Origin of the sequence: Faecalibacterium longum (genome assembly GCF_040094125.1) — a bacterium.
Taxonomy (GTDB): domain Bacteria; phylum Bacillota; class Clostridia; order Oscillospirales; family Ruminococcaceae; genus Faecalibacterium; species Faecalibacterium longum.
In genome coordinates this window covers 74,616-90,664 of sequence record NZ_JBBNIH010000165.1, presented here as the reverse complement: position 1 = coordinate 90,664, position 16,049 = coordinate 74,616, and the positions used below count along the sequence as shown (strand labels likewise).

Annotated in this window: 15 protein-coding genes; 9 read left to right on the top strand and 6 right to left on the bottom strand. The window is 61.3% G+C overall.

What is annotated here, in order from left to right:
* Positions 1-113 precede the first annotated feature (113 nt).
* Complete coding sequence (locus tag AAAU26_RS11755; protein WP_217209838.1) at positions 114-1,421, bottom strand: citrate:proton symporter; 1,308 nt, start codon at positions 1,419-1,421, stop codon at positions 114-116.
* A gap of 30 nt (positions 1,422-1,451) precedes the next feature.
* Positions 1,452-2,303: an alpha/beta fold hydrolase gene (locus tag AAAU26_RS11750; protein WP_227618641.1), complete on the bottom strand. Its 852-nt coding sequence runs from the start codon at positions 2,301-2,303 to the stop codon at positions 1,452-1,454.
* A gap of 303 nt (positions 2,304-2,606) precedes the next feature.
* Here AAAU26_RS11750 and AAAU26_RS11745 point away from each other — a divergent pair, with 303 nt between their 5' ends.
* From AAAU26_RS11745 to AAAU26_RS11705, 9 genes are all read left to right on the top strand, one after another.
* Positions 2,607-3,677, top strand: a complete 1,071-nt coding sequence (locus tag AAAU26_RS11745; protein ID WP_227618640.1) for a chorismate mutase — start codon at positions 2,607-2,609, stop codon at positions 3,675-3,677.
* Positions 3,674-4,717 carry a 3-dehydroquinate synthase gene (aroB, locus tag AAAU26_RS11740; RefSeq protein ID WP_227618639.1) on the top strand — a complete coding sequence of 348 codons (1,044 nt, stop codon included), beginning with the start codon at positions 3,674-3,676 and terminating at the stop codon, positions 4,715-4,717. Before AAAU26_RS11745 ends, aroB begins: the two co-directional genes overlap by 4 nt.
* A gap of 4 nt (positions 4,718-4,721) precedes the next feature.
* Positions 4,722-5,864 carry a chorismate synthase gene (gene aroC / locus AAAU26_RS11735; RefSeq protein ID WP_158395323.1) on the top strand — a complete coding sequence of 381 codons (1,143 nt, stop codon included), beginning with the start codon at positions 4,722-4,724 and terminating at the stop codon, positions 5,862-5,864.
* A complete protein-coding gene (locus AAAU26_RS11730; protein WP_227618638.1) occupies positions 5,864-7,126 on the top strand; it encodes a shikimate kinase in 1,263 nt (420 codons plus the stop codon). Before aroC ends, AAAU26_RS11730 begins: the two co-directional genes overlap by 1 nt.
* Positions 7,107-7,571, top strand: coding sequence for a type II 3-dehydroquinate dehydratase (locus AAAU26_RS11725; protein ID WP_227618637.1), 465 nt, complete (start codon positions 7,107-7,109; stop codon positions 7,569-7,571). Before AAAU26_RS11730 ends, AAAU26_RS11725 begins: the two co-directional genes overlap by 20 nt.
* Before the next feature lie 71 nt (positions 7,572-7,642).
* Positions 7,643-8,659 (top strand): 3-deoxy-7-phosphoheptulonate synthase, encoded by a 1,017-nt coding sequence (aroF, locus tag AAAU26_RS11720; RefSeq protein WP_158390455.1) that lies wholly within the window; start codon positions 7,643-7,645, stop codon positions 8,657-8,659.
* Between the two features lies 1 nt (position 8,660).
* Positions 8,661-9,938: a 3-phosphoshikimate 1-carboxyvinyltransferase gene (gene aroA, locus AAAU26_RS11715; RefSeq protein ID WP_158395317.1), complete on the top strand. Its 1,278-nt coding sequence runs from the start codon at positions 8,661-8,663 to the stop codon at positions 9,936-9,938.
* A complete protein-coding gene (locus tag AAAU26_RS11710; protein WP_227618636.1) occupies positions 9,928-10,788 on the top strand; it encodes a prephenate dehydrogenase in 861 nt (286 codons plus the stop codon). Before aroA ends, AAAU26_RS11710 begins: the two co-directional genes overlap by 11 nt.
* An 18-nt stretch (positions 10,789-10,806) precedes the next feature.
* Entirely contained in the window at positions 10,807-11,772 is a 966-nt protein-coding gene (locus AAAU26_RS11705; RefSeq protein ID WP_158400385.1) for a helix-turn-helix transcriptional regulator, read from the top strand.
* A gap of 194 nt (positions 11,773-11,966) precedes the next feature.
* Here AAAU26_RS11705 and AAAU26_RS11700 read toward each other — a convergent pair whose 3' ends face one another.
* From AAAU26_RS11700 to AAAU26_RS11685, 4 genes are all read right to left on the bottom strand, one after another.
* Complete coding sequence (locus tag AAAU26_RS11700) at positions 11,967-13,175, bottom strand: MalY/PatB family protein (RefSeq protein ID WP_227618635.1); 1,209 nt, start codon at positions 13,173-13,175, stop codon at positions 11,967-11,969.
* Between the two features lie 63 nt (positions 13,176-13,238).
* On the bottom strand, positions 13,239-13,715 hold the full coding sequence (locus AAAU26_RS11695; protein ID WP_149793951.1) for a peptidylprolyl isomerase: 477 nt from the start codon (positions 13,713-13,715) through the stop codon (positions 13,239-13,241).
* Positions 13,716-13,847: 132 nt separating this feature from the next.
* Complete coding sequence (locus AAAU26_RS11690) at positions 13,848-14,630, bottom strand: TIGR03915 family putative DNA repair protein (protein WP_149793950.1); 783 nt, start codon at positions 14,628-14,630, stop codon at positions 13,848-13,850.
* On the bottom strand, positions 14,609-15,967 hold the full coding sequence (locus tag AAAU26_RS11685) for a putative DNA modification/repair radical SAM protein (protein ID WP_227618634.1): 1,359 nt from the start codon (positions 15,965-15,967) through the stop codon (positions 14,609-14,611). The genes AAAU26_RS11690 and AAAU26_RS11685 overlap by 22 nt, the downstream gene beginning before the upstream one ends.
* Between the last annotated feature and the right edge of the window lie 82 nt (positions 15,968-16,049).

Here is a 16,049-nt window from a genome sequence, read left to right as displayed (position 1 = left end):
GAGAGGGCGTTTCGTCGCTTTTATCATAGCGCAAAATGGGAAAAATGAAAAGCGGAACTGGCCGATGCAGAGCACCGGCCAGTTCCGGGAAGAGGAAGGAGCGAGAATGCGTTTCAGACGACAATGGTGCCGATGAGGCAGCCGAAGACGATCATGATGAGGCCGATGATCCAGTGGGGGAGGAAGTTGGTCTTCATGACGTCCTTCAGGGACATACCGGACACGGCCAGGCCGAGGTAGGTGGAGGCGATGACCGGTGCCATCGTGAAGCAGGAGTCTGCGCCGACGCCGAATGCGATGGCGACGCTGGTGGCAGGGATGCCGTAGTTGCCGCAGACCTCGATAAGAACGGGCAGGATGCCGTAGTACAGTGGGTCAGGAGAGACGGCCAGACCGATGAAGCCGCCCAGGAAGGCAAAGACGAGGTGCAGGTGCTTGGCCAGTGCGGCGGGCAGGATGTTGATGATGAACTCTGCCATGGCGACGATCATGCCGGTATTGTTCAGGATGCCGACCATGACGCCGGCGGCCAGAACGGTGGCGACCAGGGAGATGGCTTTGGGAGCGTGTGCGGCGAGACGGGCTTCCTGCTCTTTGGGGTCAGGGAAGTTGACGACAAGGGCGAACACGCAGCCCAGCATGAAGATAAAGTAGTTGGGAAGCTTGGTGGTGAAGAGGAGCACGAAGACGACGACAGTCAGCAGGACGTTGTACCAGAGCAGTTTGGGGCGAAGGAGCTTCGCAGCGGCTTCATCTACGACTTCAGCTTCTTCTTCCTGCGTGGCAGAGACGTCGATCTTACCGGCACCGCGCTTGACTTCGACACGAGCCATGATAACGGCCAGACCGACACAGCAGACGAGGCCGCAGACCTGCAGGGGCAGATACATATGCCACAACTCGTTGGAATCCATCGCCAGCGTGATGGACTGACGGTTGAGCACGCCGCCCCAGGGTACGAGGTTCATGACGGTGATGGTGGCTGTGCAGACCATCATGATGGTGCTGATGCGGATGTTCAGCTTTTTGCACAGGGGTGCCATTGCGGGGATGACGATGAGGTAGGTCGTGGGGCTGTTGCCGTCCAGATGGCCCAGGATGGAGACGAGGACGACGACCAGAAGGATGCCCAATACCCGGCCGTTGGCGATCTTGATGAGCTTTTTGACCAGCTTATCAAACATACCGACATCGGTCATGATGCCAAAGTAGGTGATGACGAAGACGAACAGAGCGGCCATTCCCCAGGTGGTGGAGACGCCGGATTTGATGTAATCGGTGATGTCTGCGATGCCGAAGCCGTTGATGAGTGCACCGATGATGGGAAGGACGACGAAAAGGGTCACGGGGATGGCCTTTCCCTTCAGCAGGAAGTACATCAGCAGGCCTATCATGACGAAACCTGTGAGCGCGAGCAGCATTGTTTTTTCCTCCTTTTTCGTGTGGTGTTTTTATTTTTGGCGGGAGAGCGCGTCGGCTTTCCGCACAAAGTCAGCGAGACAGGCGTTGAACTTTTCCGCCTCGTACAGGAACATCAGGTGGCCGCTCTTGTAGAACTTGTGGACCTCACTGTAGCCCTGCACTTCGGCGGCAAAGCGGTCTACCATGTCCAGACCATACGCCTTGGACTGTGCGCCGAATACGGCGTAAGGAACGGTGACCTTTTTCAGATTGCTGAAATTATCGGTCAGGCAGAAGTCGTAGTGCAGCTCCAGCGCCGTCCAGGGCATCGTCTTTTTGCACTCGGCCTCGAACCAGGCACGGGTCTCATCGTCCATTCCCTCCGCACAGGAAACGCGGGCGATGAATTTGTCATAGAAGAGCTTGGGGTCATAGTAAAGAGGCAGGTAGGTGTCGAACCAGTTCTGCAAATTGTAGCCCCGGCCACGGTGGTGGTTCCAGTCGGCGTCCGAGAACGGATACAGCGAGCCGTCCATCGTCACGAGGCCGCTGAGCTTGTACTGCTCAAATTCGGCTGCATAGCTGACAACGATGGAGGAGGCCAGCGACCAGCCCAGCAGGACGACATGCTCCAGACCGAGATGGTCGATGAGTTCCTTGATGTCCTGTGCGTTGCGGCGGATGGTGTTGCCCTGACAGGTCTTGGAGGAGTTGCCCTGTCCGCGGAGGTCCATCGTGATGACGCGGAACTCTTTGGAGAGGACCTCAGCGTTTTTTTCGAAAAATTTGGTGGTGCATAAAAATCCGGGGACCATCACGATAGGAAGTCCGGAACCCCGGTCTTCGAAATAAATGTGAATGCCGTCCGAGGTGGTGAAAAAATTATCTGTGGTGATTTTCACTGAAACTGCCTCCCTTCTGTTGACAATTTAATTATAACTTGCCGTGGTATAAAGTCAAATTTATGGTTTTTATGTCAGATATTAGCGCAGAGTAATAGGAGGGCGCAGGGCATAAAATACAGCGCAGGTCCCGGAAACAGACGGGTCCCCCTGTTGCAATCTCTTCGCGTTGACGGCCCTGGATTTGAAATATTATCTGCCCTCAAAGAGAGCCGGGCTTGTTGTTTCCTCATCCGGGTTATGGTATACTTACTAAGTATCATCGCTGTAAGAACTGAAACTTTACCCAAAGGATGTGGAAAGATGGACACACTGGAACAAGCCCGCGCCGAGATCGACGCGGTGGACGCGCAGCTAGCCGCCCTGTTTGAGCGGCGGATGGCCGCTGTGCTCAGCGTCGCCCAATACAAACAGGCCCACGGCCTGCCGATTTTTGACGCCGCGCGGGAGGCGGTGGTGCTGGAAAAGGCTGCGGCCCGCATCCAGAACGCTGCCCTCCGGCCTTACTATAAAGACCATGTCCAGAACATGATGGATGTCGCCAAGCAGTACGAAGCCGAGGTGCTGGGCCGGAACCGCGCCGCCTATCAGGGCGTGGAAGGCGCTTTCGCCCACATCGCGCTGCGGGCGCTCTTCCCCCACGCGGAGGCCGTCAGCTACCCGACGTGGGACGAGGTGTTCGATGCCGTCAGCCGGGGCGACACCGCCCACGGCGTTGTGCCGTTTGAGAACAGCCACGCAGGCGATGTCTCCGCTGTCCTCGACTTGTGCTACAACCACCCCGAGCTGTGGGTGGTGGACGTCTACGACCTGCCCATCTCCCAGAACCTGCTCGTCCTGCCCGGCACCCAGCTGGCCCAGCTCAGGCACGTTTACAGCCATCAGCAGGCCATCGCCCAGAGTGAGACGTTCTTAAAGCAGTTCCGTCTGCCCGCCACGGCCATGCCCAACACGGCCATGGCCGCAAAGTTCGTGGCCGAGTCGGGCGACCCGTCCAAAGCCGCCATCGCCAGCGCCGAGACAGCCGCCCTCTACGGGCTGGAAGTCCTCGTCCCCAGCATCAACACCGACGGCGACAACACCACCCGCTTCATCGTCCTCAGCCGCGAAAAGCCCACCGCGGGCAACCGCTTCTCGCTGCTGTTCACACTGGACAACAAACCCGGCAAGCTGGCTGAGGTCATCCAGGTCATTGGCCGCTTCGGCTACGACATGGAGTCCATCAAGAGCCGTCCGCTGCCCCATGTCCCCTTTGATTATTATTTTTACGTCGAGCTGGTGGGCGACCCCTCCGCCGACAAGACCGCCGCGCTGCTGCGTGAGCTGGACCATACCTGCCGCACGGTGCGGCTGTTAGGAGTGTATACAAAATGAGTGGATTTATCGGCACCAAGCTCACCATGAATCTGGGCGAGCGCAGCTATGACATCATCCTGAAAAACGGCGCACTGGAAAATCTGTACCAGTTTGCCCGCCTCGACCGCCGGGTGGCGGTGGTGACGGACGCAGGCGTTCCCGCCGAGTACGCACAGCGTGTGGCCGACCAGTGCCGCGACGCAAAAATTATTACTGTCCCGCAGGGCGAGGCCAGCAAGAGCATGAAGATCCTCGAAAGCGTCCTGCGCCAGATGCTGGAGTTCAACATGGGCCGCGGCGACCTCGTCATCGCCGTCGGCGGCGGCGTCGTGGGCGATCTGGCGGGTTTTGCCGCTTCCGTCTATATGCGCGGCATCGACTTCATCAACTGCCCCACCACCACCCTCTCGATGATCGATTCCTCTATCGGCGGCAAGACCGCTGTGGATCTGGGGGAGACGAAGAACATCGTCGGTTCCTTCTGGCAGCCCAAGCTGGTCATCGTAGACCCCAGCACCCTCGCCACCCTGCCCCGCCGCCAGTACATCAACGGTCTGGCCGAGTCGGTGAAGGCCAGTCTGCTGGCCGACCCGGAACTGTTCGCCATCTTTGAAAAGGGCGACATCGACGAGCAGATCGGCGAGATCATCTACCGCAGCCTCCGTTTCAAAAAGAGCATCGTCGAGCAGGACGAGACGGAGCATGGAATGCGCAAGGCCCTCAATTTCGGCCACACCATCGGCCACGGCATCGAGGCCGTCAAGGGCGTCAAGGGACGCCGCACCGTGGGCCTCTACCACGGCGAGTGCGTGGCTCTGGGGATGCTGCCGATGATCGAGTCCAAGGCACTGCAGAAGCGCGTCCGTGCGGTCTACCGCCGTCTGGGCCTGCCCCTGCGTACCGCCTACAATAAGGACAAGGTCTACGCCGAGATGCTCCACGACAAAAAGGCACAGGGCGGCCAGATCACCGTCATCAAGGTGCCGGGCCTGGGCTGCTGGCGCGCGGAGACCATCCCGGTGGAGGGTCTGCGCCCCCTGCTGGGCATGGAGGACTAAAGCCATGAAAAACACCTTTGGCAGCGCATTGGCGCTGACCATCTTCGGCGAGAGCCACGGCAGGGCCATCGGCGGTGTGCTGGACGGCATGGCCGCTGGTGTGCCGGTGGACGAGGAATTCATTGCCGCCTGCATGGATAAGCGCCGCGCCCGGGGCGACGGGCTTTCGACGCCCCGCGTGGAGGCTGATAACGTACAGCTGCTCTCCGGCGTCGTAAACGGTCACACCACCGGCACGGCCATCGCCCTGATGATCGAGAACCAGAACACCCGCAGCGGCGACTACGCCAAGACGGCTGACCTTCTCCGCCCCGGCCACGCGGACTATACCGCCTACGCCAAATACCACGGCTTTCAGGACGCCCGGGGCGGCGGACACTTTTCGGGCCGCATCACTGCCGCGCTGGTGGCAGGCGGTGCCATCGTGCTGGGTGCGCTGAACCGCGCCGGCATCGACATCACCACCCACATCGCCCGCTGTGCCGGCATTTCCGATACGCCCTTTGCGCTGGACGATGCCGCCGCACTGGCCGCTCAGGTGAGCGTGCTGGAAAGCAGGGACGAGGGCTTCGCCCTGCTGGATGCTTCCGTCGAAGAGCCGATGAAAACGGCCATCCGTGCCGCCGGTTCGGAGGGCGACAGCGTGGGCGGCATCCTTGAAACAGCCATTCTCGGCCTGCCCGCCGGTGTGGGCGAGCCGTATTTTGACAGCGTAGAGAGCCTTATTTCCCACATGGCGTTTTCGGTGCCTGCCGTGAAGGGCATTGAGTTCGGCACCGGCTTCGGCTTCGCCGACCTGAAAGGCTCTGAGGCCAACGATGCCTTCCGCATGAAGGGCGATTCGGTGGTCACGGCCACCAACCACAACGCGGGCATCAACGGCGGCATCACCAACGGAATGCCTGTCGTCTTCCGCACCGCTGTCAAGCCGACGCCCAGCATCTACAAAGAGCAGGAGACGGTGGATTACATTGCAAAGCAGGACGCGCCCCTCTCCATTCAGGGCCGTCATGACCCCTGCATCGTGCCTCGCGCCGCCATCGTCCAGACCTGCGCCGCCGCGCTGGCTGTGGGCGATTTGATGACCGCCCGCTATGGCACCGCATGGATGGAGCGGCCCACCAGCTACCGCAGGGAGGGACTGTGATGGAATACGGACTCATCGGCTCGAAACTGGGCCATTCCTACTCGAAGATCATCCATGAGATGCTCTGCGGCTATCGCTACGACCTCTGCCCGCTTCCCACCGAAGAGGAAGCCCGGGCTTTCCTGACCAGGCGGCAGTTCAAGGCCATCAATGTCACCATCCCCTATAAGCGGCTGGTGATGGAATACTGCACCTACATCGACCCCCGTGCCAAGGCCATCGGCGCGGTGAACACTGTGGTCAACAAGAACGGCCTGCTCTACGGCTACAACACCGATTATCTCGGCTTTGCCCACCTGTGCGACGCCCACGGCGTCGATTTTGCGGGCAAAACCGTCCTCATCCTCGGTACCGGCGGCACCCACAACACCACCAGCGCCGTCGCCCGCGACAAGGGCGCGGCCAGAGTGCTCACCGTCAGCCGGACGCCGGACGCCGCCAAGGGCCAGCTCTCCTATGAAGAGGCTGTGTTCAGCGGCGCACAAATCGTCATCAACACCACCCCCGCCGGAATGTACCCCAACGTGGGCGTGTGCAGTCTGGACGTGGCAAAAATGCCCGGGCTGGAAGCTGTACTGGACGTGGTGTACAACCCCGATAAGACGGAACTCATCCTCCGGGCCGAAGAGGCCGGGACCCCGGTGGCTGTGGGCGGCCTCGAGATGCTGGTGGCGCAGGCCGTGTACGCCGCCGAATACTTCCTCAGCCGGAAGTTCGACGACGCAGCAGGGGAGATCGGCCGCATCACTGCCGCACTCCGCCGCGATATGCTCAACGTGGCCCTCATCGGAATGCCCTCCAGCGGAAAATCTACCGTGGGCCGTGCATTGGCCGAAAAGCTGGGCAAAAAGTTCATCGACCTCGACGAGGAGATCGTCAAGGCCGATGGCCGCAGCATCCCCGACATCTTCGCCGCCGAGGGCGAGGACGGCTTCCGTGCGAAGGAATCCGCCCAGACCGCCCGCTTTGCCAAAGAGGGCCGACAGCTGCTCTCCTGCGGCGGCGGCATCATCAAGCGGGGCGAGAATCTGCGGGCGCTGCATCAGAACGGCGTCGTGCTCTTCCTCGACCGGCCCCTGGATGCGCTGACGGTGGGCGGCGGACGTCCGCTCTCGTCCAGCACCGAGGCGCTGAAAAAGATGGAGGCGGAGCGCCGCCCCCTGTATCTCGCGGCGGCAGACGCCGTTATCCCGAACAGCGGCACGGTGGAAGACGCCGTGACCGCCGCAATGGAGGCACTGGATGAAATTTTTAGTCATTAACGGCCCCAACCTCAACATGATGCACTTCACCGAGCCGGGTGTGGCCGGTCAGCTGGATTATAACGGTCTGCTGGATTACCTCGAGCTGTGCTGCACCCAGATGGGCATGGAAGTGGAATTTTTCCAGTCCAACCACGAGGGCGACCTCATCGACGAGATCCAGTCTGCCGCAGGCCGGGCCGATGGCATCATCCTGAACCCCGGCGGCTACGCCCACTACAGCGTCGCCATCCTCGACGCGCTGCGCCTCTGCGGCGTGCCTGCCGTGGAAGTGCTGCTCAGCGAGCCCGACGAGCACGAGTCCTTCCGCAAGACGGACATCGTCTCGTTCGGCTGTCAGGGCCACTTCATCGGCGAGGGCATCAGCGGCTATCTCCACGCTGCCGCCTATCTGGCCCAGCTGCTGCGGCTGGACGGCAGTGCGCACACCCATTTAGTGATGTAAAAATCGACTCTCTTCTGCTGGAAAGCGGAGCAAAGAGGGCGTGGAAAAGAAGGATAGAAAGGAAAAATTTTATGATCATCTCCACCAAAAAGGGTACCCCGAAGGAAGAACTCGAGAAAATCGTTGACCGCTTCGAAAAGCAGGGCCTCGACGTCACCCTCATCACCGGCAAGGACTACAATGTCTTCGGCCTCGTGGGCGATACCACCAAGATCGACGAGCGCGACGTCCTAGCCAACCCCTGGATCGACAACGTGACCCGTGTTTCTGCCCCCTATAAGCGTGCCAACCGCCTGTTCCACCCGGCAGATTCCGTCATCGACTGCGGCGGCGTGAAGATCGGCGGCAAGGAGAAGATCGCTGTTATGGCCGGCCCCTGCAGCATCGAGAGCGAAGAGCAGGCCCTCCGCATCGCACAGGGCGTCAAGGCCGGCGGTGCGACCCTCTTCCGCGGCGGCGCTTACAAGCCCCGCACCTCTCCCTACTCCTTCCAGGGCCTCGAGACTGAGGGCATCCTTGACATGGTAAAGGCCCGCGAGGCCACCGGTATGCCCATCGTCTCCGAGCTGATGAGCGAGGAACGCATCCCCGAGTTCGAGGAATATGTGGACGTGGTGCAGATCGGCGCCCGCAATATGCAGAACTTCCAGCTGCTCAAGGCTGTGGGCAAGATGCACAAGCCCGTTCTGCTCAAGCGTGGCCTTTGCAACACCATCGAAGAGTGGATCATGAGCGCCGAGTACATCATGGCCGGCGGCAACGAGCAGGTCATCCTCTGTGAGCGCGGTATCCGCACCTTCGAGAAGTACACCCGCAACACCCTCGACCTCTCCGCTGTGCCTATCATCCACGAGAAGACCCATCTGCCCGTCATCGTGGACCCCAGCCACGCTACCGGCAAGGCAAACCTTGTGGAGCCCATGATGATCGCCGCTGTCGCCGCCGGTGCCGACGGCCTTGAGGTGGAAGTCCACTACGACCCCCGCCACGCATGGAGCGACGGCGCACAGTGCCTGACCCCCGACGCCTTTGCGCAGGCTATGGCAAAGTGCCGTCAGGTCGCATGGGCTATTGGCCGGGATATGTGATATGAATGCTACGATAAAACGCGCCCCCGGCGGCATCGGCGGCACCATCACCGCGCCGCCCAGCAAGAGCATGGCGCACCGTGCGGTGCTCTGCTCGGCGCTGGCCGAGGGTGCTTCCCACATCGAAAACCTTGAATTCAGCAAGGATATTTCTGCCACCCTCTCCGCCGCCGGGCAGCTCTGCGCCAAAGTGCGCACCGGTGCGGATCGTGCCGTCGTGGAGGGTCTGGGGAGCTTTCTGCCCGTCAGCGCTCCGGTGGACTGCTGTGAGAGTGGAAGCACCCTGCGCTTTCTCATCCCCATTGCCAGCCTCACCGGGCAGAAAGTGACCTTTGTTGGCCGCGGACGGCTGATGGAACGCCCTCAGACAGTATACGAGAAGTTGTATCAGGAGCAGTCTCTCCGCTTTGAACAGTCTTCGGCGGGCCTGACCGTCGAAGGAACTCTGAAAAGCAGCGAATACGAGCTGGCGGGCGACGTGTCCAGCCAGTTCATCAGCGGATTGCTGTTTGCCTTGCCGCTGCTGGCAGGCGACAGCACCCTCCACCTTATCCCGCCGGTAGAGAGCCGCAGTTATATCGAGATGACCCGGGCAGCCCAGCGCCGTTTCGGCGTCGAGAGCCGCTGGCAGGACGAAAACACCCTCTTTATCCCGGGCGGGCAGAAATACCGGCCTTGCGATTACACCGTGGAGGGCGATTACAGCCAGGCGGCCTTCCCGGCGGTGCTGGGAGCGGTGCAGGGCGGCGTGACCCTCAAAGGATTATCCGCCGACACCCTGCAGGGCGATGCCGCGATCCTCGACATTCTGCGCCGCTGTGGTGCAAGCTTCCGCACCACCGATGCAGGCATCGTGTTCGAGAAAGCACCTCTCCACGGTGTGGACATTGACCTTGCCGACTGCCCCGACCTCGGCCCCGTGCTGATGGTCCTGGGCCTGCTTTGCGAAGGGACCACCACCATCCGCAACGCGGAACGTCTCCGTATCAAGGAGAGCGACCGCATTGCAGCCATGGAAGCCGAACTGCGGGCCTGCGGCGGCGTCCTCGAGAGCGAGGGCGGCACCATCACCATCCACGGCTGTGCAGACAGGCTCCACGCCCCCGCCGCGCCGCTCCATGGCCACAACGACCACCGTGTGGTGATGAGCCTTGCGGTGCTGGCGCTGGCCGCCGGGCTGGAACTCTCCATCGACGACGCCGAGGCCGTGCAGAAGAGCTGGCCCCATTTCTTTGAAGCCATCAAGCCGTTAGGCGCGGAGGTAGAATATGCTGGATAAAACAAAGCGTTATCTTATCGTGGGCCTCGGACTGCTGGGCGGCAAATACGCCCTCGAGCTTTCCAAAGCCGGATTCCATGTGGACGGCATCAACCGCAGCGAGGGCCACTTACAGTACGCCCTCGACCACGGCTATATCGAGACCGGCAAGACCCACGATTTCGAGGACCTCGTCTCGCAGGCCGACCACATCATCTTCGGCCTCTACCCCACGGCCCTCATCGACTGGTTCAAGACCTACGGCTATCTCATCAAGCCCGGCTGCATCTTTACCGATGTCTCCGGCGTCAAGACCGGCCTTGTGGAGCCGGTGCAGGCCATGTGTCCGGAGGGTGTGGAGTTCATCGCCAGCCACCCGATGGCAGGCCGTGAGACTTCCAGCGTCGAGCACGCCGCCGAGGTCAGCTTTGCCCCGGCCAACTTCATCATCACCCCCACCGAGAAGAACACCCCCGAGGCCGTCCAGTGGGCAAAAGAGCTGGCCGAGGTGCTGGGCTTCCGCCACATCTGCACCCTGACGGTGCAGGAGCACGACAAGATGATCGGCTACGTCAGCCAGCTCTGCCACGCCATCGCCGTCAGCCTCATGTGTGCAAACGACAACTCTTCTCTCTGCGAGTACACGGGCGACTCTTTCCGCGATTTGACCCGCATCGCCCGCATCAACGAGAAGATGTGGGCGGAGCTGTTCCTCTGGAACAAGGAGAACCTCATCGCCGAGATCGACCAGTTCGATTCCGCTCTGGACCAGCTGCGGGACGCCCTCGTGGCCGATGACCGGGACAAGCTGGAAGAGATGTTCCGTCTGTCCACCCAGCGCCGCGCCGCATTCGACAAAAAGGACTCGTGACCGTAAAGGAGGCCGCCCATGCCCAAGCAGGAGGGACAAAAATCCAAACTGTTGGCGCTGCTGCATATCTTTGAGCAGCAGACCGACGAGGAGCATCTGCTGAATGTGCCTCAGCTGGTGGAGCTGCTGGCCCGGCAGGGCATCCTCTGCGAGCGAAAGAGCGTCTACAGCGACATCGACGCGCTGAACGCGCTGGGCTATGACATCCGGCTGCGCCGGGGCCGCAGCGGCGGCTATTGGATGGCGACGCGGCCTTTCGAGCTGGCGGAGCTGAAGCTTCTGGTGGACGCTGTCCAGTCCAGCCGGGTCATCTCGAAAGCGTCCAGTGATAAGCTCATCCATAAGCTGGAAGGGCTGGCCTCCCAGTATGAGGGCAGTCAGCTCCAGCGTCAGGTCTATGTCGATGGCCGCCCCAAGAGCGCCAACAAAGACCTGCCCTACAGCGTGGATGCCCTCTTTACGGCCATCAACACCGGCAGGATGGTGCGCTTCCGCTACAAAAAGGCGGGACGCCCCGCGCCTTACACCATCAGCCCCTGGCAGATGGCGTGGGAGAACGGCTGCTACTACCTCATCGCCTATCAGGACGAGAAGGAGCCGGTGGGCATCCGCCATTACCGGGTGGATAAAATGGCCGGCGTCACGGTGCTGGACGAGCCCCGCCGCGGCAAAGAGCAGTTCGCGGATCTCGACCTGCCCGCCTACCTGAAAAAGCACTTCCAGATGTTCGGCGGGCCGGAGTATAGAGTCACCCTGCGGTGTACTTCCGACCTTGAATCAGCCATGCGGGAGCGCTTCGGCGCTTCGCCCATCTTCGTGCCGGAAGGGAAGGAACATTTCCATTTCGACGTCCCCGTCTGTGTCAGCGACCAGTTCTACGGCTGGGTCTGCGGCTTCGGCGGCAAGATAGAAGTCGTCTCGCCCGCCGAGGTGCGGGACGGCCTGCGGGCGCTGAACGAGCGGCTGGTAAAAATGCATCAATAAAAATAAAGAGGCTGTTGTTCTAACCTCTCCGTCACGGCTGCGCCGTGCCACCTCCCCTATCGAGGGGAGGCTTTGGCATGGCGGAAAGCCTTCTCTTTTCGCCAGAGGCTCCCCTACTAGGGGAGCTGTCGAGCGTATGCGAGACTGAGAGGTTGAGTCAACAGCCTCTTTTTCTGTATAAATATTATTTGAAATTACTTTGCGTTGAACACATACTTGTCCATCCGGTGGAACGCCTCTTCAATGCGGGCGCGGGGCGAGGCCAGATTGATGCGCAGATGGCAGGGGCCGTGGAACATCACGCCGTCCTGCACGGCAGCACCGACGGCCCAGCAGGCTTTCTCCACGTCCTGAATGGTCTTGCCGTGGGCGGCGCACCAGTCGGTGCAGTCCACAAAGAGCATATAGGTGCCTTCGGGCTTTGTCACATGGACACCCTCGAAGTGCTTTGCGATGTAGTCACAGGCGAAATCCACGTTGCCGGTCAGCGTCTCACAGAGCTCGTCGGCCCACTCATAGCCTTCGGGGCGGTAGGCACCGATGAGGGCGTGCATCGAGAGGACGTTCATGGAGTTATAGTGGCAGAGGGAGGATTCCTTCTTGATGCGGTCCCGCCACCACGGGTTATAAACGATGTGATAGCTGCCGATGAGACCGGCGAGGTTGAAGGTCTTGGAGGGGGCGTAGAGGGCGGCAGTGCGCATCCGGGCGTCCTCACTGATGGACTGGGTGGGGATGTGCTTGTGGCCGGAGAGGATGATGTCCGACCAGATCTCGTCGGATACGACGTAGACATTATACTTTTTGTACAACTCCATGGCCTTTTCCAGCTCCCACCGCTCCCAGACGCGGCCGCAGGGGTTGTGGGGGCTACACAGGATGGCGGCGTGGATGTGCTCTTCGGCGAGGTGCTTTTCCATGTCGGCGTAGTCCATCCGCCAGATGCCATTCTCGTCCTGCACCAGCGGGGAGTGGACGATGTCATAGCCGTTGTCGGTCAGGCAGCGGGTGAAGCCGATGTAGGTGGGGCTGTGGACCAGCACCTTGTCGCCCCGGGAGCAGACGCAGTTCAGTGCGCTGATGACGCCGCCCAGCACGCCGTTCTCGTAACCGATGGCCTCGGCGGTCAGACCCGTGACGTCGTTGCGAGTCTCCTGCCAGCGGATGATGGAGCCGTAGTATTCGGGCGTCGGGTCAAAATAGCCGAAAGCCGGGTGCTGGACCCGCTCGATGACGGCCTGCTGGATGGTGGGCAGGCAGACGAAGTTCATGTCTGCCACCCACATGGGGATGGCATCGAAGCCGGGCTGCGGTGCGTCGGGCGCAAAGCCTTTGCCCAGCCCGTCCACGGCGATGGCGTCCCGGCCATGGCGGTCGGGCAGGGTGGTGAAATCGTACTTCATGGAAGTTCCTCCTGTGGATGCAAAAAAGGCTTTCCCCAAAGGGAAAGCCATAGGTGCAGAAAATCAGCCCTCGATGAGCTCGACGGTCTTCATCTTGACGGGGGTCTTGGGCTTGTCGTTCCAGTCGGTGGGGACGGATGCGATCTTGTCCACGACGTCCATGCCGGCGACGACCTTGCCGAAAGCGGCGTACTGGCCGTCCAGATGGGGTGCGTCCTTATGCATGATGAAGAACTGGCTGCCGGCGCTGTTGGGGTTCATGCTGCGGGCCATGCTGATGACGCCGCGGACGTGCTTGATGGGGTTGTTGACGCCGTTGGCGGCAAACTCGCCTTTGATGTTCCAGCCGGGGCCGCCGGTGCCGTTGCCCAGCGGGCAGCCGCCCTGGATCATGAAGTTGGGGATGACGCGGTGGAAGGTCAGGCCGTTGTAGAAGCCCTGACCGACCAGCTTCTTGAAATTCTCACAGGTGATGGGGGCAGCTTCCTCGTTCAGCTCGATGTCGATGATGCCGCCGTCTTCCATAGTAATGCGAACCATAGTTTTAACAATGCTCCTTTTATCATAGCCCGTTTCGGGGTGGGTGCGGCAGATGCTCTGCCGAAGCTCCCCTTTAGTATACCATACCTTTTGCAGAGCGCAACGGCGCAGATGCAACCTTTTTGTAAAGAATCACCGCATTTCTACCATATCCTGCCAGAAACGCTTGGGACAGTGGGTCATCCGGCCCTTTTCGTTGTGGCGGGCCTTGATCTCCAGCGTGTCGTAGAACTGCTTCCAGAGAGCCTGAAACTCCTGTTCCCGGGCGCTGGGCGGGGGCAGCTCCAGCGGCGCAGCCAGCTCCAGAAGCTGGGCCTTGTGCTCCTGATAAAGCAATACCGCCTGATGGACCGCGTCGTATATCATGAAGTTCTCTTCCGGAAAGCGGGAGCAGAAATGCCCCCGCAGCAGAGGCAGGATATAGTTTTTGGGGTGGATGACCGCACCCAGCATCCCGTCGTGCTCCTCGAAGCGGACGAAGCCCTGAAACTTGTCCACCTCCCAGTCGAGACTCTTTTTCATCTCGTAGAGCGGGGCCACATCCGGGTGGCCCATCCGCTTGACCGTGCCGGGGCCGAGGGCGAAGGCCAGATGCAGGAAGCGGATGAGAAGCAATTCCTTATCTTCCTGCCCGGAGAGAAAATCCCGGCTGACGAGATATTCCGTCTCCCGGCCCAGTTTCCGGCCAAGGGCCGAAAAGACCCGCTGCGCTCTGGAAGAGTCCGTCTCGATGTCCCGGACGGGGTAAAGGGTGGCCGTCTCCCGCTGGGGCGTCCAGACAGCGAAGGGGATCTCATGCTGGGCGAAACTCTCGAATACACAGCACAGAAAGCCCTCAAAGCTGCCATCGTAGAGGTAGACCACATCGGCGTCGTGGAGCTTCCGGGGCGGCATCACAGTGCTCTCGCCAGACATTGCACCGCCTCCTCCCGCACCATCCGCTGGGCCGCCCGGGGCGGCACGCCCTGTTCCACCAGCCGGTCAACGGCGGGCGGTGCGAACATACTCAGCTGCTCGGCCCCGGCGCTGAAGACGTTGGGGTCGATGAGCGTCCGGGTGATGCGCTCCCGTCCGGCGCTGCCCCGGCCCGGGTGCGCCCCGGAAAAGCCCCGGCAGGTGATGAAATACTGTGCCCGCTTGAGCACGACGCCCATCCGCTTCAGCTCGTCGAGGCCGAGGGACGACAGCCGCCGGGCGTCCCGGATGCGGCGGGCGCTCTTGGGGCCGATGCCCGGCACCCGCAGCAGCATCTCGAAGGGGGCGCGGTTCACGTCCACCGGGAACAGCCCGTAGTGCTGGACGGCCCAGTTGCATTTCGGGTCGAGATAGGGGTTGAAGCTCTGGTTGTCCTTATCCAGTATCTCGTCGGCCTTGAACTGGTAGAACCGCAGCAGCCAGTCGGCCTGATAGAGCCGGTGTTCCCGCAGGAGCGGCGGCTTCGTGTCCAGCGCGGGCAGGCGGGTGTCATCCGATACCGGGATATAGGCCGAGTAGAACACCCGCTTGAGGCCGTATTTCTGGTACATCCCCTCGGACAGCTGCAAAATGTGGTAGTCCGTCTCGGGCGACGCACCGACGATCATCTGGGTGCTCTGGCCGGCGGGAGCGAACTTGGGCGCGTGGCGGTAGAGGGTCAGCTCCTGCCTGCTCTCTTCACCTGCCACCGAGATCTGCTTCATGGGCCGGAAGATGGAGTGGCGGCCCTTGTCGGGGGCGAGAAGATGGAGGCTCTGCTCGCTGGGCAGCTCGACGTTGACGCTGAGGCGGTCGGCGAGGTAGCCCATCTGCTGGATGAGCTCGGGGCTGGTGCCGGGGATGGTCTTGGCATGGATGTAGCCGCCGAAGTGATATTCGTTCCGCAGCAGCCGCAGAACGGTGAGCATCCGCTCGGTGGTGTAGTCGGGGGTCCCCAGCACGGCGCTGGACAGGAAAAGTCCCTCGATGTAGTTGCGGCGGTAGAACTCGATGGTCAGTTCTGCCAGCTCCCGGGGCGAAAAAGTGGCCCGGGGAACGTCGTTGGACTTCCGATTGACGCAGTAGCTGCAGTCGAAGGCGCAGCAGTTGCTCATCAGGACTTTCAGCAGGCTGACGCAGCGGCCATCGGCGGTAAAGGCGTGGCAGCAGCCCGGCGCATAGCAGCTGCCGATGGTGCCGCGCTTCGCCGGATGGGACGCGCCGCTGGACGTACAGGCCACATCATATTTTGCGCTGTCGGCCAAGATGGTGAGCTTGTCCATTAGGGACTGTTCCATAGAAAGATACCTCCCAAAAAGGTATATCCCCCCCTTACCCCCACAGCTGCTGATCAGAAGCGCCGTGGAGCAGGGGAGAGAC

Excerpts from the sequence above, each read along its gene's own strand:
- AAAU26_RS11755 (WP_217209838.1), bottom strand. The coding sequence starts at position 1,421 with ATGCTGCTCGCGCTCACAGGTTTCGTCATGATAGGCCTGCTGATGTAC.
- AAAU26_RS11745 (WP_227618640.1), top strand. The coding sequence starts at position 2,607 with ATGGACACACTGGAACAAGCCCGCGCCGAGATCGACGCGGTGGACGCG.
- aroB (WP_227618639.1), top strand. The coding sequence starts at position 3,674 with ATGAGTGGATTTATCGGCACCAAGCTCACCATGAATCTGGGCGAGCGC.
- aroC (WP_158395323.1), top strand. The coding sequence starts at position 4,722 with ATGAAAAACACCTTTGGCAGCGCATTGGCGCTGACCATCTTCGGCGAG.
- AAAU26_RS11730 (WP_227618638.1), top strand. The coding sequence starts at position 5,864 with ATGGAATACGGACTCATCGGCTCGAAACTGGGCCATTCCTACTCGAAG.
- AAAU26_RS11725 (WP_227618637.1), top strand. The coding sequence starts at position 7,107 with ATGAAATTTTTAGTCATTAACGGCCCCAACCTCAACATGATGCACTTC.
- aroF (WP_158390455.1), top strand. The coding sequence starts at position 7,643 with ATGATCATCTCCACCAAAAAGGGTACCCCGAAGGAAGAACTCGAGAAA.
- aroA (WP_158395317.1), top strand. The coding sequence starts at position 8,661 with ATGAATGCTACGATAAAACGCGCCCCCGGCGGCATCGGCGGCACCATC.
- AAAU26_RS11710 (WP_227618636.1), top strand. The coding sequence starts at position 9,928 with ATGCTGGATAAAACAAAGCGTTATCTTATCGTGGGCCTCGGACTGCTG.
- AAAU26_RS11705 (WP_158400385.1), top strand. The coding sequence starts at position 10,807 with ATGCCCAAGCAGGAGGGACAAAAATCCAAACTGTTGGCGCTGCTGCAT.
- AAAU26_RS11700 (WP_227618635.1), bottom strand. The coding sequence starts at position 13,175 with ATGAAGTACGATTTCACCACCCTGCCCGACCGCCATGGCCGGGACGCC.
- AAAU26_RS11695 (WP_149793951.1), bottom strand. The coding sequence starts at position 13,715 with ATGGTTCGCATTACTATGGAAGACGGCGGCATCATCGACATCGAGCTG.
- AAAU26_RS11690 (WP_149793950.1), bottom strand. The coding sequence starts at position 14,630 with ATGTCTGGCGAGAGCACTGTGATGCCGCCCCGGAAGCTCCACGACGCC.
- AAAU26_RS11685 (WP_227618634.1), bottom strand. The coding sequence starts at position 15,967 with ATGGAACAGTCCCTAATGGACAAGCTCACCATCTTGGCCGACAGCGCA.